The sequence below is a fragment of the Mesorhizobium sp. B3-1-6 genome, from assembly GCF_006439555.1.
In the GTDB taxonomy this organism is placed as follows: domain Bacteria; phylum Pseudomonadota; class Alphaproteobacteria; order Rhizobiales; family Rhizobiaceae; genus Mesorhizobium.
This window is the reverse complement of record NZ_VFTM01000026.1, coordinates 56,867-76,801: the sequence shown is the minus strand read 5'-3', so window position 1 is coordinate 76,801 and position 19,935 is coordinate 56,867. Positions and strand designations below refer to the sequence as shown.

19 protein-coding genes are annotated in these 19,935 nt (G+C 65.4%); 4 read left to right on the top strand and 15 right to left on the bottom strand.

Annotated elements, in window-relative coordinates:
- Positions 1-250 precede the first annotated feature (250 nt).
- Genes FJ414_RS22315 through FJ414_RS22305 form a run of 3 tightly spaced genes read right to left on the bottom strand, consistent with a single transcriptional unit; the run spans position 251 to position 3,523 of the window.
- A complete protein-coding gene (locus FJ414_RS22315) occupies positions 251-1,252 on the bottom strand; it encodes a 4-hydroxyproline epimerase (protein WP_140646538.1) in 1,002 nt (333 codons plus the stop codon).
- A 12-nt stretch (positions 1,253-1,264) separates the two neighbouring features.
- A complete protein-coding gene (locus tag FJ414_RS22310; RefSeq protein WP_181181680.1) occupies positions 1,265-2,572 on the bottom strand; it encodes an FAD-binding oxidoreductase in 1,308 nt (435 codons plus the stop codon).
- Positions 2,573-2,587: 15 nt separating this feature from the next.
- Positions 2,588-3,523: a dihydrodipicolinate synthase family protein gene (locus FJ414_RS22305; protein ID WP_140646537.1), complete on the bottom strand. Its 936-nt coding sequence runs from the start codon at positions 3,521-3,523 to the stop codon at positions 2,588-2,590.
- 70 nt (positions 3,524-3,593) lie between these two features.
- Between FJ414_RS22305 and FJ414_RS22300 the strand changes: the two genes are divergently transcribed.
- Positions 3,594-4,298: a GntR family transcriptional regulator gene (locus tag FJ414_RS22300; protein ID WP_226892092.1), complete on the top strand. Its 705-nt coding sequence runs from the start codon at positions 3,594-3,596 to the stop codon at positions 4,296-4,298.
- Here the strand turns inward: FJ414_RS22300 and FJ414_RS22295 are convergent.
- From FJ414_RS22295 to FJ414_RS22285, 3 genes are all read right to left on the bottom strand, one after another.
- On the bottom strand, positions 4,271-4,645 hold the full coding sequence (locus tag FJ414_RS22295; RefSeq protein ID WP_181181679.1) for a hypothetical protein: 375 nt from the start codon (positions 4,643-4,645) through the stop codon (positions 4,271-4,273). The two genes, FJ414_RS22300 and FJ414_RS22295, sit on opposite strands and share 28 nt — an antisense overlap.
- Before the next feature lie 251 nt (positions 4,646-4,896).
- Positions 4,897-5,199, bottom strand: coding sequence for a hypothetical protein (locus FJ414_RS22290; protein ID WP_140646536.1), 303 nt, complete (start codon positions 5,197-5,199; stop codon positions 4,897-4,899).
- Between the two features lie 428 nt (positions 5,200-5,627).
- Positions 5,628-7,124 (bottom strand): CoA-acylating methylmalonate-semialdehyde dehydrogenase, encoded by a 1,497-nt coding sequence (locus FJ414_RS22285; protein ID WP_140646535.1) that lies wholly within the window; start codon positions 7,122-7,124, stop codon positions 5,628-5,630.
- 159 nt (positions 7,125-7,283) lie between these two features.
- Between FJ414_RS22285 and FJ414_RS22280 the strand changes: the two genes are divergently transcribed.
- On the top strand, positions 7,284-8,165 hold the full coding sequence (locus FJ414_RS22280; protein WP_140646534.1) for a LysR family transcriptional regulator: 882 nt from the start codon (positions 7,284-7,286) through the stop codon (positions 8,163-8,165).
- Here the strand turns inward: FJ414_RS22280 and FJ414_RS22275 are convergent.
- Positions 8,162-8,737 (bottom strand): hypothetical protein, encoded by a 576-nt coding sequence (locus tag FJ414_RS22275; protein WP_140646533.1) that lies wholly within the window; start codon positions 8,735-8,737, stop codon positions 8,162-8,164. The genes FJ414_RS22280 and FJ414_RS22275 overlap by 4 nt on opposite strands.
- Before the next feature lie 152 nt (positions 8,738-8,889).
- On the opposite strand from FJ414_RS22275, the gene FJ414_RS22270 reads away from it, so the two are divergent.
- Both FJ414_RS22270 and FJ414_RS22265 read left to right on the top strand, forming a co-directional pair.
- The gene (locus FJ414_RS22270) at positions 8,890-9,330 is read left to right on the top strand and encodes a hypothetical protein (RefSeq protein WP_140646532.1); all 441 of its coding nucleotides are present in this window, start codon (positions 8,890-8,892) and stop codon (positions 9,328-9,330) included.
- Entirely contained in the window at positions 9,327-11,486 is a 2,160-nt protein-coding gene (locus FJ414_RS22265) for a phosphatidylserine/phosphatidylglycerophosphate/cardiolipin synthase family protein (RefSeq protein WP_140646531.1), read from the top strand. The genes FJ414_RS22270 and FJ414_RS22265 overlap by 4 nt, the downstream gene beginning before the upstream one ends.
- A gap of 32 nt (positions 11,487-11,518) precedes the next feature.
- Here the strand turns inward: FJ414_RS22265 and FJ414_RS22260 are convergent, their stop codons facing one another.
- The 8 genes from FJ414_RS22260 to FJ414_RS22225 form a co-directional block, all read right to left on the bottom strand.
- A complete protein-coding gene (locus FJ414_RS22260; RefSeq protein ID WP_348640018.1) occupies positions 11,519-12,877 on the bottom strand; it encodes a D-amino acid dehydrogenase in 1,359 nt (452 codons plus the stop codon).
- A complete protein-coding gene (locus FJ414_RS22255; RefSeq protein WP_140646529.1) occupies positions 12,804-13,340 on the bottom strand; it encodes a nucleoside-diphosphate kinase in 537 nt (178 codons plus the stop codon). Before FJ414_RS22255 ends, FJ414_RS22260 begins: the two co-directional genes overlap by 74 nt.
- Complete coding sequence (gene rnk / locus FJ414_RS22250; protein WP_246672476.1) at positions 13,337-13,744, bottom strand: nucleoside diphosphate kinase regulator; 408 nt, start codon at positions 13,742-13,744, stop codon at positions 13,337-13,339. Before rnk ends, FJ414_RS22255 begins: the two co-directional genes overlap by 4 nt.
- A gap of 272 nt (positions 13,745-14,016) precedes the next feature.
- Complete coding sequence (gene alr / locus FJ414_RS22245) at positions 14,017-15,168, bottom strand: alanine racemase (protein WP_140646528.1); 1,152 nt, start codon at positions 15,166-15,168, stop codon at positions 14,017-14,019.
- A 73-nt stretch (positions 15,169-15,241) separates the two neighbouring features.
- Positions 15,242-15,757 (bottom strand): RNA pyrophosphohydrolase, encoded by a 516-nt coding sequence (locus FJ414_RS22240; protein ID WP_140646527.1) that lies wholly within the window; start codon positions 15,755-15,757, stop codon positions 15,242-15,244.
- Positions 15,758-15,809: 52 nt separating this feature from the next.
- The gene (locus FJ414_RS22235) at positions 15,810-16,997 is read right to left on the bottom strand and encodes a divergent polysaccharide deacetylase family protein (RefSeq protein WP_140646526.1); all 1,188 of its coding nucleotides are present in this window, start codon (positions 16,995-16,997) and stop codon (positions 15,810-15,812) included.
- Between the two features lie 184 nt (positions 16,998-17,181).
- Positions 17,182-18,513: a S41 family peptidase gene (locus FJ414_RS22230; protein ID WP_181166921.1), complete on the bottom strand. Its 1,332-nt coding sequence runs from the start codon at positions 18,511-18,513 to the stop codon at positions 17,182-17,184.
- A 1-nt stretch (position 18,514) separates the two neighbouring features.
- The gene (locus FJ414_RS22225) at positions 18,515-19,849 is read right to left on the bottom strand and encodes a murein hydrolase activator EnvC (protein WP_140646525.1); all 1,335 of its coding nucleotides are present in this window, start codon (positions 19,847-19,849) and stop codon (positions 18,515-18,517) included.
- Between the last annotated feature and the right edge of the window lie 86 nt (positions 19,850-19,935).

Here is a 19,935-nt window from a genome sequence, read left to right as displayed (position 1 = left end):
GAGACGCCTTCGGCGGAAGGCGTCTCGCCGAAATAGAAAAGCCTTGAAGCGACGTTTCAGCAAGCAGAGCCTCCCTCTCCATTGAGACTGTGCTTTTCGGCCCCCTCGGGTGGCGATCGATGACGACAAGCCCTATTTTCTGACGATGTCGGCTCGGCCCTCAGCGGCCGAAGTCAATTCGCCAACTGGTTCCGCGATCAGGTGACGGCGAAAGCGGAAAGCGAAGCCAAAGCGCATGCCCCTGATCGTATCAGGTGACGACGAAGCCGTGCGCGAACGGATCGCGGTCGTCGATGAAGATCGTGTTCAGCCCGGTCATGCGGGCCCAGCCGCCGATCGAGGGGATGATCGCCGGCTTGCCGGCGACGCTGACCTCTTTTTCGACCCTGCCCTTGAACAGGGAGCCGATGATGGATTCGTGGACAAAACTGTCGCCGGGCTTGAGCCTGCCCTTGGCATGGAGCTGCGCCATGCGTGCCGAGGTGCCGGTGCCGCAAGGGCTGCGGTCGATCGCCTTGTCGCCATAGAACACGGCGTTGCGGGCGTCGGCCTCGGCATGCCTCGGCTTGCCGGTCCACAGCATGTGCGACAGCCGGTTGATGCCGGGATTCTCCGTATGCACGAAGGAGTATTTCTCGTTGAGGCGCTGCCGCACCACCGGGCTCCAGGCGATGAGGTCGCCCGCCGAATAGTCGGCCATGTCCCGGTAATTCTGCTGCGGCTCGACGATGGCGTAGAAATTGCCGCCATAGGCGACGTCGACGTTGATCTCGCCGAGCACCGGGCATTCGACGGTCAGGCCTTCGGCATAGAGGAACGACGGCACGTTGGTGATGCGCACCTCCTCGACATATTCGCCGACCTGCTTGTATTCGGCGATGACCAGGCCGGCCGGCGTGTCGAGCCTCAGCACGCCCGGCGTCTTCGGCTTCACCAGCCCATGCTCGATCGCCATCGTCACTGTGCCGATGGTGCCGTGGCCGCACATCGGCAGGCAACCCGAGGTCTCGATGAACAGGATGGCGATGTCGCAGTCCTCGCGCGTCGGCGGATAGAGGATCGAGCCCGACATCACGTCATGGCCGCGCGGCTCGAACATCAGCCCGGTGCGGATCCAGTCATATTCGGCGAGGAAATGCGCCCGCCGCTCCATCATCGTCGAGCCCTCGAGCAATGGCCCGCCGCCGGCGACCAGCCGCACCGGATTGCCGCAGGTGTGGCCGTCGATGCAGAAGAAGGATTTCTTGGCCATCATATTCTCTTTTCAGAAACGCTCTGGACGGAATGGGGTGAGATCGAGCGGCGGAGTCTGCCCGACAACGAGATCGCGGATCAAGCGGCCGGTCGCCGCCGACTGGGTCAGGCCGAGATGGCCGTGCCCGAAGGCATAAAAGACATTCGGCGCGCGCGCCGCGCCGATCACCGGCAAGGAGTCCGGCAGCGACGGGCGATAACCCATCCACTCGCGTCCGCCCGACGGGTCGAGCCCGGGCAGGAAACGCTTCGCCTTCTCCAGCATTGCCTTCGACCGCGCGAAGTTGGGCGGCCGCTCGATGCCGCCGAGCTCGACCGCGCCGCCGACGCGCAGGCCGGTCTCCAGCGGCGTGATGACGAAGCCATGTCCGGAAAAGATCAGCTGCCGCTTCACGTCGAAGGCGGACACCGGCAGCGTCGTGTTGTAGCCACGCTCGGTTTCGAGCGGAATGCGGTCGCCGAGATTCCTCGCCAGGAGATGCGACCAGGCGCCCGCGGCGATCAGGAGTTTCCTTGCCCTCCGCCTGGTGCCGTCGGCCAGGACGATCGTGGCGCCGTTTGCGTCCGCTTCCACGCGTTCGATACGCGCATGCTCGAAACGGGCGCCGAGCCTCTCCGCATAGGCCCAGACCGCCTTGCCGAGCAGTTTGGGATCGGCGACCGTTTTCCAGCCTGGCACGAAGGTCCCCTTGACGAAGCGCGGCGCCAGACCTGGCTGGAGCGCTGCCATTTCCTCGCCCTCGACATGGCGAAAGCCGATGCCGAAACGCCCGCGCTCGGCCCAGCCGGGCAGCGAGGCACGGAACTCCGCCTCGCTCTCATAGAATTCCAGCGAACCATCCTCGCGCAGCATCGGCCGCGTGCCGGAGCGGTCGAGCAGTCCCATCCATTCGGCTTCGGCGAGCTTCATCATACCGACCTGCGCCGCCAGGCTCGCTTCGTAGTGTTTGGCGGCGCCCGCGCGCCAGAAGCGGATCAGCCAGGGCAGCAGCTTGGGCAGATAGGCCGGCGGGATGGCCAAAGGTCCGAGCGGGTCGGCGAGCCATTTCGGCAATTGCCGGATCATGCCCTTATGCGCCAGCGGCAGCACGTCGGAGAAGGCGAAAGCGGCGGCGTTGCCGGAGCTCGTCTCCTCGCAGATGCCGGTACGATCGAAGACGGTAACGCCGCGACCCGCTTCAGACAGCAGGGTCGCGGCGCAGATACCGACGATGCCGCCACCGATGATGGCGATGTCTTCCCCTTCTCCCCGTTCACGGGGAGAAGGTGCCCGAAGGGCGGATGAGGGGCGGCGCCCCTCCTCGGAATTTTTCTGCACGTGAAGGCTGTTCCCTTATTCGGCCGCCACCAGCTTTTCCGTCGATCGAGGAGAGTTCTGGAACGACGGCAGCTTCGGCCGCACCGCCAGCGCATCCCGGACGATCTTCTCGACCGCCTTGCGGCGTTCGCCCGACAGCGGCTGGCGCGGCATGCGCACACGGTCATTGGTACCGATCGCCAGCACTTCGGCAAGCTTGATGTTTTGGACCAGATAGGTGGAGACATCGAGGTCGAGCAAGGGCCGGAACCAGCGGTAGATCGCCAGCGCTTCCTCGCGGCGGCCCTCTCTCATCAGTTGGTAGATCGCTACCGTCTCGCGCGGGAAGGCGGTGACGAGGCCGGCGACCCAGCCGATGGCGCCGACCGACAGCGCCTCGAAGGCGAGATTGTCGACACCGGTGAAGAGGTCGTAGCGGTCGCCGAACCGGTTGATGATCTCGGTCGAGCGGCGGATGTCGTCGGACGATTCCTTGATGGCGACGAAACGCTTGTCCGACGCCAGCTCCTCCATCAGCTCGACGGTCACGTCGACGCGATAAGCGAGCCGGTTGGAATAGATCATCACCGGCAGGTCGCCGGCTTCCGCAACTGCACGAAGGGCGGCGACCGTCTCTTGCGGGTCGGTGTGGTAGATCGGACTCGGCACCACCATCAGCCCATCGGCGCCTTCCTTGGCGGCGCGCTTGGCGATAACAGCCGCCTCGCGCGTGCCGGGCTCGTTGACGGTCAAAAGCACCGGCTTCTTGCCGGCGACTTTCTGCGCCGTCTTCAGCACTTCGATCTTTTCGTCCGGCGACAGCATCGGCCCTTCGCCGAGCGAGCCGCACACGATGATGCCGTCGCAGCCGGCCTCCATCTGCAGTCCGTAGCAGCGCTCCATCTCGGCATGGTCGAGTCGGTCGTCGGCTGTGAATTTGGTCGTGACGGCGGGGAAAACTCCGGTCCACATGGTTTGTTTCTCCGATTGATATATCAGTCGTATATCTATTAAAAGCTGGCTCGTCAATGCTGAATCCACTATGATATATGAAAAATATATCAGGAGCCTGCCATTGATCTCCCCTCTGATATCCGCTGACACGAACGCGACCTTCGAGCCGGCGGCGACCAAGGCCTACCGCGCGCTGGAGCACATGATCGTCACGCTCGAGCTGGCGCCGTCGAGCTTCGTCACCGAAGGCGCACTGATCGAGCGGCTGGGTCTCGGACGCACCCCCGTGCGCGAGGCGATCCAGAGGCTCGCCTGGGAAGGCCTTCTCGACATAAGACCCCGCGCTGGCATCGCGGTCGCGCCGCTTCACGCCGGCGACTGGCTGCGGGTGCTGGATGCGCGGCGCGGCATCGAGGTGGTGCTCGCCCGCTCGGCCGCACGCTTCGTCACCCGCGAGGCCGCCGACCTGTTCCACGAGGCGGCCCTGGCCATGCAGAAGGCGGTGATCTCCGGCAACGTGCTTGCCTTCATCCAGGCCGACAAGGCGCTCGACGAAGCGCTGGCAATCGCCGCCGACAACCCTTTCGCGGCGCGCGTGGCCGCCCCCTTGCAGACGCACAGCCGCCGCTTCTGGTATCGCTACAAGGCCGACACCGGGCTGGCCGAATCAGCAGAGCACCACGTGGCGCTGATCCGGTCCATCCTCGACGGCGACGAGGAAGGCGCCGCCAAGGACGCCAAGAAACTGATGGCGCTGCTGCGCGGTCATGCCGAGGTGGCCGCCACGCGCTGAGCGGGGTCAGCGCCTGCCCGAGGCGTCCTCAGCCGCCCGGCTGCCCGACCGCGGTGGCCCTGCGTGTCTTCCCACCCGTCGCCCGCCGCCAGGATGCAACTCTGGCCTTTGACGTCGGTCATCAGGATGGTCCAGGTTCCGCTTGCCGAGACGTACACTTCGAAGAGGGCGGCTTGACCGGCCACGCCATATCCCAGCCGCTTCTCCTCGAATGCTTCCGCCAGCCTCGCAACCAGATAGTCATGGCCGCCACAGATGACTTGCGCCCGCGCCGGGATAGCCGATAGCGCCATCAGGGCGCCAACGACTGCAAGCTTGACCCATCGAAACGAAAAATCGCGTGCCATGGGGGGGCACCTCCTTCGCCTTCGCATTCCGGCAAGGGAGGCACATTCGGCCGCCTCAGTGTGCCGGAAGGCTCCAGGCCGGATTGGACGTCTTCATCACGTCGCTCCTTCTGGTTTCCGGTCTGTCCCAGGGAGATCATGACTCCCTGGATTCGATATGGTGAAGCTTCGCTCCGTAAACAAGCGGGGGCGCTGACAGCGCCTGAGCCGCCCGCAACCAACCCGGGAGCGGACACTCTACGGCGAATTTCTCATGCGCCTGGCATGGCTGCCGCGATCGTAGGGCTGTCCCAGCCCTCGCCCACGGAAAGGATGCAGCTTTGCCCCTTGGTGTCGGAGGCAAGCACGGTCCAACTGCCCTGATCCGACACAAAGATCTCGAGCACGACGTTAGGATTGATCAGACCGCGCCCGGCCTCGCTTTCGTGGAACTTGTCGCCGAGCGCCTTGATGATGTCGGCGCGCGGAGCGCATTGCGCCGCCGCGTTCGCCGACGCCGATCCACCGGTGACCACCGCCGCCGCCAGCATTGTCGCCATAAGAAATCGTGTCATCTGACACCTCCTCGCGCCAGACGCGAACCCCGGCTGCCACCGGCGCTGTTTGATTTGCCTGCACGCATGGCAGGAATACAGCCTAAGACGGAGGGTGGTCTGTTGGTTCCATCACACGGCGATGGAATTATTAGAAGGTGCGGATGCTCTCCTCGCGCGATGCATCAGAATTCATGCACCTGAAGTTGCGCTTCGCCTTTGGCGGCGTGATCTGGACAGTGCAAGGCTGGTGGACGAAAGCCGCAGCATTCCACCTGCATCCACAAAAAGAAGGCGCGGCTTGCACCGCGCCTCCCCAATGTTGGCTTGGACGACCTGTCCGGGCTCAGTTCATCGTCGGGATGACGAATTCCGCGCCGTCCTTGATGCCTCGCCGCGCGCCCGCAGCCACGAAGTGGCGAGGACGCGCAAACAAGGAAACCGTCCGGCTAGTTCATCGTCGGAATGACGAATTCCGCACCGTCCTTGATCCCGGACGGCCAGCGCGACGTGACCGTCTTGGTCTTGGTGTAGAAGCGGAAGGCGTCCGGACCGTGCTGGTTGAGGTCGCCGAAGGACGACGCCTTCCAGCCGCCGAAGGTGTAATAGGCGATCGGAACCGGGATCGGCACGTTGACGCCGACCATGCCAACCTGAACGCGGCTGGCGAAGTCGCGCGCGGCATCGCCGTCGCGGGTGAAGATGGCGACGCCGTTGCCCATCTCGTGGTCGTTGGCGAGTTTGATGGCGTCCTCGTAGCGCGGCGCGCGCACCACCGATAGCACCGGCCCGAAGATCTCTTCCTTGTAGATGCGCATGTCGGCCGTCACGTTGTCGAACAGGCAGCCGCCCATATAATAGCCGTTCTCATAGCCCTGCATCTTGAAGCCGCGGCCGTCGACGACGAGCTTGGCGCCTTCCTTGACGCCGATATCGACATAGCCCTTCACGCGCTCTAGCGCCTGCGCCGTCACCAGCGGGCCGAAATCGGCCGCCGAATCGGTCGACGGGCCGACCTTCAGGCTTTCCACGCGCGGCACCAACTTCTCCATCAGCCGGTTGGCGGTGTCGTTGCCGACAGGCACCGCCACCGAGATCGCCATGCAGCGCTCGCCGGCCGAGCCGTAGCCGGCGCCGATCAGCGCATCGACCGTCTGGTCCATGTCGGCGTCGGGCATGATGATCATGTGGTTCTTGGCGCCGCCGAAGCACTGCACGCGCTTGCCGGCCGCGGTGCCGCGCGAATAGATGTAGTGCGCGATCGGTGTCGAGCCGACAAAGCCGATCGCCTTGATGTCCGGATCGTCGAGGATGGCGTCGACCACTTCCTTGTCGCCGTTGACGACGTTGAGGATGCCGGCAGGCAGGCCGGCCTCGATGAACAGTTCGGCGATACGGATCGGCACGCCCGGATCGCGCTCCGACGGCTTCAGGATGAAGGCGTTGCCGCAGGCAATGGCCGGCGCGATCTTCCACAGCGGGATCATGGCCGGGAAATTGAACGGCGTGATGCCGGCGACGACGCCGAGCGGCTGGCGCATCGAATAGACGTCGATGCCGGGACCGGCGCCGTCGGTGAACTCGCCCTTCATCATGTGCGGGGCGCCGATGCAGACCTCGACCACTTCGAGGCCGCGCTGGATGTCGCCGCGCGCGTCGGCGATCGTCTTGCCGTGCTCGCGCGCCAGTATGTCGGCCAGTTCGTCATAGTCGCGGGCGACCAGCTCGAGGAATTTCATCAGCACGCGCACGCGGCGCTGCGGGTTGGTGGCGGCCCATTTCGGCTGCGCCGCCTTGGCGTTCTCGACCGCGGCGCGCAGTTCCGCCTGCGAGGCGAGCGCCACCGTGCCGCGCACGGAGCCGTCCATCGGCTGCATCACATCCTGCTTGCGGCCGCTGGTGCCGGCGACACGCTTGCCGCCGATGAAATGACCGTATTCGATCATGCCTTCTCTCCCTTGTTTGGTGATTGACGCATTGTCCGCCTTTGCGGCGGCGATGGCAACGCGAGCCAAAACGCAACCGTTGTGCGGAAAATAGACAACGACAATGGAGTGTGCATTAATTGTCGCAAATGACAGGTGCGCTGTCGTCGGGGATTTCTTATGAACTGGGATGACGTCCGCATCTTCCTGGCCGTGGCGCGCGCCGGGCAGATCCTCGGCGCGGCCAAGCGCCTTGAGCTCAACCACGCCACCGTCTCGCGCCGCATCGCCGCGCTCGAGGAAGCGCTGAGGACAAAGCTCTTCCGCCGCCTGACCACCGGCAGCGAATTGACGCCGGCCGGCGAGCGCTTCCTCGACATAGCCGAGCGCATGGAAGGCGACATGATCGCCGCGCGCTCGACGATTGCCGGCGAGGGCGACGATGTTTCGGGAACCGTGCGCATCGGCGCGCCCGATGGATTTGGCGTCGCCTTCCTGGCCAAGCGGCTGGGCGAACTGACCGCGCTGCATCGTGAGCTCACCATCCAGTTGGTGCCGGTGCCGCGCTCCTTCTCGCTGTCCAGGCGCGAGGCCGATATCGCGATCACCGTCGAGCGGCCGAGCGAAGGGCGGCTGGTGGCGGGCAAGCTGGTCGACTACACGCTCGGCCTCTTCGCCTCCCGCGCCTATGCCGAAGCCAACGGTCTGCCGAAAGTGCCGGCCGAACTCGGCCGGCACACGCTGATCGGCTATGTGCCGGACCTCATCGTCAGCCCGTCGCTCGACTATGCCGCCGAGTTCAGCCCCGAATGGCGCACCAGCTTCGCCATCTCCTCGGCGCTCGGCCAGGCCGAGGCGGTGCGCTCCGGCGCCGGCATCGGCATCCTGCACACTTTCGTCGCCCGTTCGATGCCGGAGCTTGTGTCCGTCGACATCGTCGCGCCCATCCGCCGCGCCTACTGGCTGGTCTATCATGAATCGGTGAGGCCGCTGCGCCGCGTCCAGCTCGTCGCCAATTTCATCACCAAAGTGGTGGAACGCGAGCGCGGTCTTTTTGTCTAATCCGCGTCGAGCACGAACGAACTCACCACTTTCCCGGCTTCGTCCGCAAGCGGCGCCCATTTGCGCGCCGCCTCGTCGGCGCTGTCGCCCGTGACCCCGCAATCGACGAAGCCGTAATGCGAGCTGCGCAGCGTCAGCGCGATGCGGGAATGGCCGTAGAAGCTGACATTGTCGTCGGCGTAGTGGAAATCCATGTCGGCGATCCGCACCGGATAGCCGTCAGGAAAATGCGTCAGCCGGTCCTGGCTGAAGCCGGCCGACTGATAAGCGACGCCGATCATGGTCTGCCAGTTTTCCGCCGACCACTCCTTCTCGATGAATGCCCTGGGATCGGGCGGATTGTCCGGGGCGGTCGGGTCGTAGAGATTTTGCGACACCCTGCAGGTCAGGCCTTCTTCGCCAGATTTGACCTTGAGCCGCATGGTATTGCCAAAGGTGGTTTCGCTCGTCCATTCCTCGGGATAGGTCAGCGAAAAGCCGTGCTCCTTGTCGCGAACGGTCTTGTCCGCGGCAAGCGCCGCCGTGGCGCAGGTCAGATATGCGGCCGCCGTCGCCAAAAGAAAAAGACGCATCCCAAAGTCCCCTCGCCGCGGCCGATCCTATCACAGGCAGTTGGTCGTTGCCGCCTTGCCTCCGCCACAAATTCAGCCACTGTGGCACCAGCGCGCCTGGCCATGTCATGACCGGGCGCAAGGGGGACAATCTTCGGAACGCCGGCGGAGAAATGCGAGCCGTACTTGCCATTTTGCCGCTGATTTTTCTGTCGGACTGCGCCAACCCCTGGACCAAGGTTCCGGAAGCGGAGCTGCCAAAGCCGATCCGCTACGCCATGGCGCGCCCCTCGCCTTTCGTCATCGGCAATTATTGCGGCCCGGGCACGCGCACCGGCGATCTGTCGGCAAAGCCGGTCGACCGTCTCGACGCCGCCTGCCAGGTCCACGACGCCTGCTACATTGCCCGGCACAATCATTGCGACTGCGACGGCACGCTCGTCGCCTCCGCGAGGAATATCCGCGACGACCGGACGGCGCCGCGCAAAATGCGAAACGAGGCAGAATTGCTGATCGCCACCTTCGCGTTTCCGGTCTGCAGGATCTTTCCGCAAGGTTTCATGCCGCCACGTGATCCGGCCCAGCTCAAGGCCATGAACGGGGCAACTGGATGAAGCTCGGGTCGGCCATAACCAGGGCGTTGCTTGGACTGGCGCTGGCAGCGCTTGCCGGTTGCGCCGGCATGCCTGGGCATTCGGCCTGCGCCTTCTTTCCGGGCGACGGCGCCTGCGGCCGCCTGCCGGTCTCGGCAGACAGCAGCGGCGCCGAGATAGCCGGAGCCCACTACTTCGCAGGCGACGGCAACAGCGCCTATGACAAGCAGTTCCAGGCGCTGCTCGCCCAAAGCCGCCTCGATGCGCTCGACCGCGCCAACGGCACCGGCCGTTTCGGCCGCGACTGGCGCGATGTCCAGAACAGCGGCTTCCACACGACCTATCCGACGCTGCAACGGCTCGCCAAACCGCTCGACGACACCGAGCTGGCGCCGACACGAGGCAAGCCGGGCGAAGGCCGGTTCACCGGCCGTTGGCGCATGTCGCGCCAGACGCTCTATCTCGATGCCGCCGCGCGGCCCTCGGCGCCCAAGACCTTCAGCTTCTCCGGCCTGCAGGCGCGCTCGGTCGAGATCGTGCTGCGCCAGGCGGGGCACCTGCAAGTCGACATCGGCGGCACCTGCAACGGCCCGCTCGCGATCCGCGCGTCGGGGCGATCCATCACCGTCGCAGCGGCCTCTCCATTCCATCTAAGCCTGCCCGTCGCCGAAACCTCCGTCAGCCTGTTTCCGGACCAGGCGCTGACCCGCTGCGATCTACGCGTCGGCTCCACCCTGGCGCCGGCCGGCGCGCCGCTGACCTTGCTGCGCGAGGAGACCGCCGATCCCTGGATCGCGGGGCTCGACAGCCGCTACGACCGCTGCCCGGTGCCCGACCCGGCGGGGATGGAGGAACTCGACCGCGTCTTTTATGCCAGCCGCTGGCTGTCGCAGACCTGCGCGCTGGCGCTGGGGTCGCCGACCCTGCTGCGCAAATCGCGCGACGGCTTCAACGCCAAGGTCGAGGCCCTGCTCGGCAGGACGCTGCCCGACAGCGCCATCGACAAGGCCGACCCCGAACTGCCGCTCGATTTCTCAAGCGCGCCGAAACTCCGGCTGATCTATCTGTCGTCGCTAGAGTTCAAGGCGGATTTCTCCGGCCGCATCATGGAGCGGCTGATCCGCCATCACGCAGCACTTGGCACCAAGGTGCGCATCCTGGTGACCGACGTGCTGGAGCGTGAGAAGGACGACGCGCTGCTGCACCGGCTGGCGGCTGAGTTCCCCAACGTCCAATTACAGGAATATCGCTGGCAGGCGGACCACGGCGCGCCGTTCGACGAGCAGATCTCGCAGTTGCACAAGGTTCACCATATCAAGATGCTGGCGACGCTGGCCGAAGAGCCCGGTCGCTCGCGCGTCATCATCGGCGGGCGCAACATCCATGACGGCTTCCTGTTCCACAAGCCCGTCGACCTGACCCGCTATCCGGACCTGGAGCAATACGGCAAGACCGACGGCTTCTCGCTGAATTACTATTCCAACTGGAGCGATTTCGACATCGAGATCGCCGACCCGGCGACCGTCGAGACGCTGGCCGCGCATCTGTCGACAATCTGGCTGCGCGACGCTGACACCAACCTGTCGCGGCCGTTTTCCATTCCGGTTCCCGGTGGAAGCCCGCGCGGCGTGGCGCGGCATTTCATTTCCGTTCCCTACGAGGACGGGCACGCGCTGGAGGCCTATTTCGTCGAACTGATCGACACCGCCGAGCATCGCATCGAGATCGTCAATCCCTATCTCAACCTGACGCCGGATATCGCTCGGACCTTCGACCGGGCGCTGGCCAGGGGCGTGAAGATCGACGTCGTCGGCCGTATCGACCTCAAGGGCGACATCGGCGGGCGATTCCTCACCGCGCTCAACAAGCTGTTCGTCGAGAAATATGGCGACCGCATCGACATCCGCGAGTTCAAGGCGCCGGATGTCGTGCTGCATTCCAAGATCATGATGATCGACGAAAGGCTGGTCGCCATCTCCTCGGTCAACCTCAACAACCGCAGCTTCTTCCATGACTCGGAGAACGGCATGGTCGTGCTCGATCCGGCTTTCTACCGCCGCATGAAGCCGGTCTATGACGATTACCTCGCCCATTCGCGCCCGGTCGCCACCAATGTCACCATCGGTTGGGCCTACCGGCTGCTGTTCAGCGACACCTGGGTCCGGCAGGCATTCTGACGCGAGCCCCGCCGAAGCAGCTGCAAAGCCCGTCAGATAGGTTTGAGGTAGCGTTCCGGGCTAAGGTCGCGCGCGTTGATCTCCGGCACCCGGTTCGACATGATGTCGGCCAGCACCTTGGCCGAGCCGCAAGCCATGGTCCAGCCGAGCGTGCCATGGCCGGTGTTGAGAAAGAGGTTGGCGACCTCGCTTTGCCCGATCAAGGGCGGTCCGTCCGGCGTCATCGGCCGCAAGCCGCACCAGAAGCTCGCCGCCTTGAGGTCGCCGCTGCCGGGAAAGAGATCGCCGACCGAGTGTTCGAGCGTGCGGCGGCGCGATTCCTGCAAGCGAAGATCATAGCCCGAAATCTCCGCCGTGCCGCCGACGCGGATGCGGTCGCCGAGCCTGGTGATCGCCACCTTGTAGGTCTCGTCCATGACGGTCGACACCGGTGCTGCCTCGGCATTGCTGATCGGCACGGTGATCGAATAGCCCTTGACCGGATAGACCGGAATTGGGCGCCCCAGCGAGCGCATGAACTGCGCCGAATAGCTGCCCATCGCCATCACGAAGGCGTCCGCGGATCTCCATCCGCGATCGGTCAGCACATTGGTGAGGCGATTGCGGTTCCTGACGATGCGCCGGATGGTCGAGCCGTATTCGAAGGTCACGCCGCGCGCTACGCAGAGTTCTGCGAGCTTGTCGGTGAACATCTTGCAGTCGCCGGTCTCGTCACCCGGAAGCCTGAGGCCGCCGACGAATTTATCGCGCACCGCCGCAAGGGCCGGCTCGGCCGCGGTACAGCCGTCGCGATCGAGGATTTCATAGGGCACGCCATATTTCTTCAGCACCTCGACGTCGCCGCCGGTGCCGTCGAGCTGCTTCTGTTTGCGAAAGAGCTGCAGCGTGCCTTTGCTGCGTTCGTCGTAAGTGATGCCCGTCGCCTCGCGCAGCGCTTTCAGCGTGTCGCGGCTGTATTCGGCAAGCGGCACCATGCGCGACTTGTTGAGCGCGTAGCGCTCGGCCGTGCAGTTGCGCAGCATCTTGAGGAGCCACGTCCACATATTCGGGTCGAAGGCCGGCCGCACCACCAGCGGTCCGTGTTTCATCAACAGCCATTTGACGGCTTTGACCGGGATGCCGGGCCCGGCCCAGGGCGAGGCATAGCCCGGCGATACTTCGCCGGCATTGGCGAAGCTGGTTTCGAGCGCCGGCCCCGGCTGGCGATCGTAGACGGTCACTTCATGACCGGCCTCGGCGAGGAAGTAGGCGGTGGTGACTCCGATCACGCCGCCGCCCAGCACGATGACTTTCATTCCATGCTCCCTCAAAGGCCGATCATGCCGCGGAAGGGCCCGGATCGTCCCCTTCTGTCTGCCGGATTTTGCCGCGCCCGCCAAGGGCCCAGTCACCGGCGGATGTGCTGTGGACCAGCTTGAGGCCGTGGCGAGGTCGCTCGGCGGCGCGATCCTGCGCCGCTCGCCGCGCGGCCTCCGGCTGATAGGCCACATCCTCGAGAAGGATCTCCTCGGCAGGGCCGTCGGGCCGCTCGGCCAGCGCCGATTGGCCCGCTTTCATGCCAAGCAGGCAAAGGCCGCGCCACGTGGCGACCGGCAGGCCGGAGCCGACGGGAGCGGATGCTTCGGCCTGCACCAGCGTCCGCGTCTGAAGTGAACCGCCGCCAACGCGGAAGATCACCCGGCTGTTGAGCGTGGCAAGGTCGGGATCGACGGCTCCCGTCGCAATGACGCGGCTTTCGGCGAGCTTGCGTTCGAGCATCGGCGCGATCGGATCGGCAAACGCGCGGCGGCGCATCAGCATCGCCTCGATCACCGCGAAGTCCTTGGCCGTCAGCCGGTAGACGGCCCTGGTCATGGCGCCCTCCGCGTCTGTTCGACGGCGTCGATCGTTGCCGAGAGAACCCGGCTGTCGCGGCTCCGCCAGGAGACCGTGCGGCCGGCGCGCGCGCCGATCAGCGCGGTTCCAAGCGGCGTCAGCACCGATATGCGTCTTTCGGCGATGTCGGCCTCGGCCGGATAGACCAGCGTCACCGTCTGAAGGCTTCCTTCCGGATTCTGAAGCGTCACCGTCGAGCCCATCCGCACCACGTCGGCGGGCATTGCCGCCTCGGTGGCGACCCGGGCGCGGTCCATCTCGGCAAGCAGGTCCTCGGCCATATCGGGCGTGCGGTTGAGAAAGGCCTTGGCGAGACTGCTCAGCCGGTCGTGTTCCGCCGCGCTGACAAGGATGGTGGAACGCGATTGCGTTGCTGTGGGCATGGCATACCTCATATGCTGGCGCATCGGCGAAGCGAATGCGCGCAAGCCGCCACGTCGAAGGCGGCGAACAAAGCCGGGCCGCAAAGGCCGCCGGCTCGATGAAAATGTCTGGAATTAAACGCCCCGGTTCACGCGGCCGCCGGCATTGGCGGCCACGTCGGGGCTACGCTCCCGCGATGGGGCAAACCCTGAAGCAGGTTTTGGTATAAGCGAGGTTGCTCATGCTCCGAACCTTGCCGAGAAGCCCCGGCTTGTCAAGCAAGGCGCCTGTCTCAAGCTCCTAGGTAGCGGCGGTGAAAGCGCGCACCCAGGCTGGTCAATATCTCGTAGCCGATGGTGCCGGCGTGGCCGGCCGCGTCGTCGACGCTTTGCGAGGGACCGATGAGCTCGACGAGCTCGCCTTCCCTGAGCCGGCCGGCCGGAAGCGCCGAAATGTCGAGGACGATCGAGTCCATCGACACGCGCCCGATGAACGGCAACCGCACGCCCTCGAACCAGGCGGCCGAAGCGGCGCGCCGGTGCCAGCCGTCGCCATAGCCCAGCGAAATGGTCGCCAGCCCAAGCGGCCCCTCGGCTTGATGGGTGTGGCCATAGCCGATGCCCGCGCCCGCGCCGACCCGCCGCGTCTGCGCCACCTTGGCTTGCAGCCCTATCACCGGCAGCATCGGATTGGGTGCATGGGGCGTCGGATTGACGCCGTAGAGCGCGGCTCCCGGGCGGGCAAGGTCGTAGTGGTAGGCCGGTCCGAGAAAGATCCCAGACGAGTTGGCCAGGGAGGCGGGCGCCGCGGGCAGCATATTGCGCAGCAATTCGAATTCGCGTCGCTGCTTCTCGTTCGCCGCCTGTTGCGGCTCGTCGGCGCGGGCGAGATGGCTCATCACGAAACGGATGTCGACGCCGTCGAAGGCGCCGGCCTCGCCCACGACCGCCTCGACTTCCGCCGGCGCCATGCCGAGCCGGGCCATGCCGCTGTCGACCTGGATCGCGGCAGGTAGGCTTTGGCCCATGCCTCGCGCGATCTCGCGCCAGGCCTTCAGTTGCATGGCGCTGTTGATGACCGGCCAAAGCCGAGCCGCCGCGGCTTCCGGTTCAGAACCCGGAGGCAGCCCGTTCAGCACGAAGATGTCGGGCCCGGGCCCGATCGCCTTGCGCAGCGCGATGCCCTCGCCGAGCAGCGCGACGAAAAAGATGTCGCAGCCCTCCTTCGCCAGCGCCGATGCCACTTGCGCGGCGCCAAGCCCGTAGCCGTCAGCCTTGAGCACGCCCGCGCAGCGAACGCCGTCGAGTCGCACCTTTAGCCGGCGGTAGTTTTCCCGGATGGCCCCGAGGTCGATCGTCAGGATCGCGCCGGCGGCCGCCTTGCTCACCGTCGAACCGCTGCTTGAATCATGTGCCGGAAACCCGCGTCCGGTGTCGTCGTTCATGGCGACCCCCGCTCATTGCATCGGCAATCAATACGGCCACAGGGCCGGCGCGACAACCGGGGCGGACGACCGCTCAGCGGACGAGATGCTGGAATGCTGCGATGACCTGCTCGTAGACCTTGCGCTTGAACGGCACGATCAGCTCCGGCAGATCCCGCATCGGCCGCCAGGCCCATTCGTCGAATTCGGCGGTATGGCCGCCGGGCGGCGGATTGATCTCGATCTCGCTTTCGTCGCCCTCGAAGCGATAGGCGAACCATTTCTGCGTCTGGCCGCGATAGCGGCCCTTGAAGGCGACGCCGACCAGATGCTCCGGCAGGTCGTAATTGATCCAGCGCGGCGCCTCGGCCAGCAGCGACACGCTGCGCATGCCGGTTTCCTCGTAGAGCTCGCGGCCCGCGGCCTCGATCGGCTCTTCGCCCTTGTCGATGCCACCTTGCGGCATCTGCCAGAGTTGCGTCGTGCCGGCGAACTCGCTGTCCGGTTCGGCGATGCGGTGCCCGACCCAGACCAGGCCTGCTCCGTTGAGGATCATCAGCCCGACGCACGGACGGTAAGGCAGCGTTTCAGGATCGATCTTCTTGGCCATGGGTCAGCGTTCCAGCCGTCTTTGAGGATTGACTTCGGCGAGGCGGGTAGGGTTAGCCTTTTTGCGGATCGATCGCCACCGCCGAGATCGGCACGATCTCGATGCCGCGCTTCTTCGCTTCGGCAATCCAGGACGTCACCGTGTCGACGGTGATATCGAAGGCCGAACCGATGCCGACGGCGCTGCCCTTGGCCCGCGCCGTGGCTTCCAGGCTGTCCAGCTTCTTGAGGATTTCGCCGCGGTCCTGCACGGCATCGATCGCCATGTCGCCGGCAACGAACGGCACGCCGTCCTTGAGCGCAAGGTCAGGCGCAACGCTACGGGCGGACGACCCGTCGTCGATATAGGCGAGCCCCCGCTTGCCTAGCTCGGCCATGAACGGTTCCATCGCCGAGGCGTCGGTCGAGAAGCGCGCGCCCATATAGTTCATGACCCCGGTATAGTTGGTCGTGCGCGACAGCGCCCAGTGCAGGCTCTTCAGGTTCTCGTCCGGGCTGGCCGACACCGTCAGCGTGTTGCGGCCGGGATTGACATTCGGATAATCGAACGGCTCGAGCGGCACCTGCATGACGATTTCATGCCCGCTCTGCCTTGCCGCCTGCATCCAGCGGCCGATGCTGTTGCCTTGCGGCGCGAAAGCCAGCGTCACTTCTGCCGGCAGCTTGGCGATCGCGGCTTGCGTGCCGGTCTGCGAGACGGCGAGTCCGCCGATGACTATCGCCACCCGTGCCCCGCGCGCGCCCGACCAAGGCCGCGCATAGACGTCGAAAGGCCGCCTGCCGTCGGCGGAGCGCATCGGCAGCGGACCGGTGTCGCTGGCCTCGATCAGCGCCCTGTCCGGGATATGGGCGACCTTGAGGTTCTGGCCGAGCGTCGACGGATCGCGAATCACGATCGCCGCCTTGGGCGGGCCGTCGCCCTCTTCGGTCTGGACGTGGATGATCTGCGGGCCGCCGCTCTTCATCGGCGTGCTGGCCTGTGGCGTCGCCGCGGCTACCGGAGCCGGCGCGGGCGCCGCTGCCGCCGCAGGCGCAGCGGTGACCTTCGGCGTCGAAACAGCCACTTCTTCCGGCTTGCGGAACGGCTTTTCACGCAGCGCGATAGCGCCGGAAACACCGATCACGGCAAGCACGGCCAGCACAGCGACGAGCGAGCCGGAGCCGATGCCGCGCGAGGCCTTGCGCTGAGGCCGGAGCGTCTGTCCGAGCGGGCGTTCGATGTCCTTGCCGATCTCAGCCAAGTCGTGTTTCCCCGGAAGCCCGCCAGGGTCACTTTTTCGTGACATCTCGCGTAAACTTCGCAATCGCTGGCGCGATACCCCAGACGCGTGGCGCCCCAACCGCGGTCCCCGAATCAAACTGCCGGAACCTCGCGGCCCCGGCAGCATTGCATTGCTTCGCGCAGCCGGCCAGAGCCGGACCGCATTACTGGTTCAGCACGGCCTTGTCCGGATTCGGCGGGAACGACGGATCGGTCTTTTCGCCGCGCAGAAGCTGCTCGGCATAAATCAGCTGCAGGTCGTCCTTCGGATCCGGCGGCACATAGGCAGCCGAGCCCGAACCGGTGGAGCTCTCGTCGGCGCCCTTGATGTGGCCCTTGAGATCGGATTCGCCGCGGGTCAGGTCGCGGCCCTGCAGATCCGGCGGCAGCGGCTGGTCGACCTTGATGTCGGGCGTGATGCCCTTGCCCTGGATCGACTTGCCCGACGGCGTGTAATAGAGCGCCGTGGTGAGCCGCAGCGCGCCATTCTCGCCGAGCGGGATGATGGTCTGCACCGAGCCCTTGCCGAAGGACTGCGTGCCGACCACCGTGACGCGGCGCAGGTCCTGCAGCGCGCCGGCGACGATTTCCGAGGCGCTCGCCGAGCCGCCATTGACCAGCACGATCATCGGCTTGCCGTTGATGTCGTCGACCTGCTTCGGCTTGGCGTCGAAGCGGGTGACGTCCTTCGGATCGCGGCCGCGGGTCGACACGATCTCGCCGCGCTTGAGGAAGGCATCCGACACGCTGACCGCCTGGTCGAGCAGACCGCCCGGATTGAGGCGCAGGTCGAGCACGTAGCCCTTCAGCTTGTCGTTCGGCACCTGCTTCTTGATGTTCTCGATGGCGTTCTCGAGATCATCATAGGTCTTCTCGGTGAAGGAGGTGATCTTCATGTAGCCGATGTCGTTCTCGACCCGGTACTTCACCGCCTTGACCTTGATGACGTCGCGCACCACCGTGATTTCGATCGGCTTGTCGGCGCCCTGGCGCAGGATGGTGAGCTTGATCGGCGTGTTGACCGGTCCGCGCATCTTCTCGACCGCGTCGTTGAGGGTGAGGCCGCGCACCTCTTCGCCGTCGATCTTGGCGATGTAGTCGCCTGACAGCACACCCGCCTTGGCGGCCGGCGTGTCGTCGATCGGCGTGATGACCTTGACGAGGTCGTTCTCCATGGTGACCTCGATGCCGAGGCCGCCGAACTCACCCTTGGTCTGCACGCGCATGTCCTGCGCCTGCTCGGCGTTCATGTAGGAGGAGTGCGGGTCGAGCGAGGCCAGCATGCCGTTGATGGCGTTCTCGACGAGCGACTTGTCGTCCGGCGGCGTCACGTAATTGGCGCGCACGCGCTCGAAGATGTCGCCGAAGATCGCCAGCTGCTTGTAGGTTTCCGAACCCGCAGCGTTCGCCGCCGAACCCGGTGCGCCGTAGACCAGGCTCATTGCCGATGCGCCCATCAGCGCGCCGGCAAACAGAAGCGACAGTTTCCGCATCATTTCACGTCCTTCCAGAAAATCGGTCCGCCCACCATGGGGCCGGATCGACGGGTTTTCCATCCTTGCGGAACTCGACATAGAGTTCCAGCGCCGCATTTCCATTTCGCGAGGCCGAGGTGCTTGCCACCCGGGCCTCTCCCATCGCGCCGATCGGCTCTCCTGCGAGCACCGACTGTCCGGTCGCGACGCTGATTCTGCTCATCCCCGCCAGGACGACATGATAACCGTCGCCCGCATTGAGGATCAAGAGTTGACCATAGGAGCGAAACGGCCCCGCATAAAGCACGTTTCCATCCGCCGGCGCGGTGACGATGGCTCCCGATTGTGTCGCAACCATGTCGCCCTGCATCGCCTCGCCATTGCCGTCGTCGGCGCCGAAACGCAGTTTGATCTTGCCGATGACAGGCAGCGCGATCTGGCCTTGCAATGCCGAGAACGGCGCCGATCCGGTGAGGCGGTTGGCCTCCGGCACCGGCAGCGCGGCGAGCTCGGTGGTCGAGGCCGTCGTGTCGTTGTCCGTCGATTTCCGCTCGCCCGCCTTGACCTGGTCCTGCCCCTTGCGCGCCTTGTCGGCTTCGAGCGAGGCGATCAGGTCCTTGAGGCTGCTCGCCTTCGCCGCCAGCTGCTGCGAGTGCTGCTGTTCGACCGCCATCGCCGTTTGGGTGTCGGCCTGCAGCTTCTTCTTGGCTTCGAGCAGCATGGTGAGCCGCTTCTTCTCGGCCGTCTGGTCGGTGACGGCGGTGGTGAGTCTCGCCCGTTCTGCCTCGATCGAGGCAGTCACCCGGGTCTGCTCCTTGAGGTCGGCCATCAGCCTGTCGGTCTGCTGGCGCAATTCCGGCACGACGGCGCCGAGCAGGATGGCGCTGCGCACCGACGACAGCGCATCTTCGGGCTTGACCAGGATCGCCGGCGGCGGATTGAGCCCCATGCGCTGCAGGGCGCCCAACACCTCGGCCAGCACGTCGCGCCGCGCCATGAGCGAGGCGCGCAGTTTTCCTTGCTCGGCCTTCAGCCCTTCGAGCTTGGCGCCGATATCCTCGATATCCTGGCCGAGCTTCTGCTCCGTCATCGCCGACTGGATGAGCGCCGCGGTGATCGAGGCATAGTCCTTCCGCACCGAGGCGATGTCGGCGGCGAGCTTGCCCAGCCGCTCCGACGACAAGGTAATCTCCTTGGAAACCTGCTCGTATTCGGCCCGGCTCTGATCCGGATCGGGTGCAAGGTCGAGCGAATTTTCGGCCGCCCGGACCGGCCCGAGCGTGACCACGGCGGCGACAAGGGTCAAACCGCAGCGGCTGCGCCAAGCGCGCGTTCTGGAATTCCAGCCTTCAGACATCAGGCCTCGACTGTATCCGCCGCTTCGTTAACGAACCATCAACCATGTTGGAAGCGCCCAATAACCCGGTTGCCGCGCGATTGAGG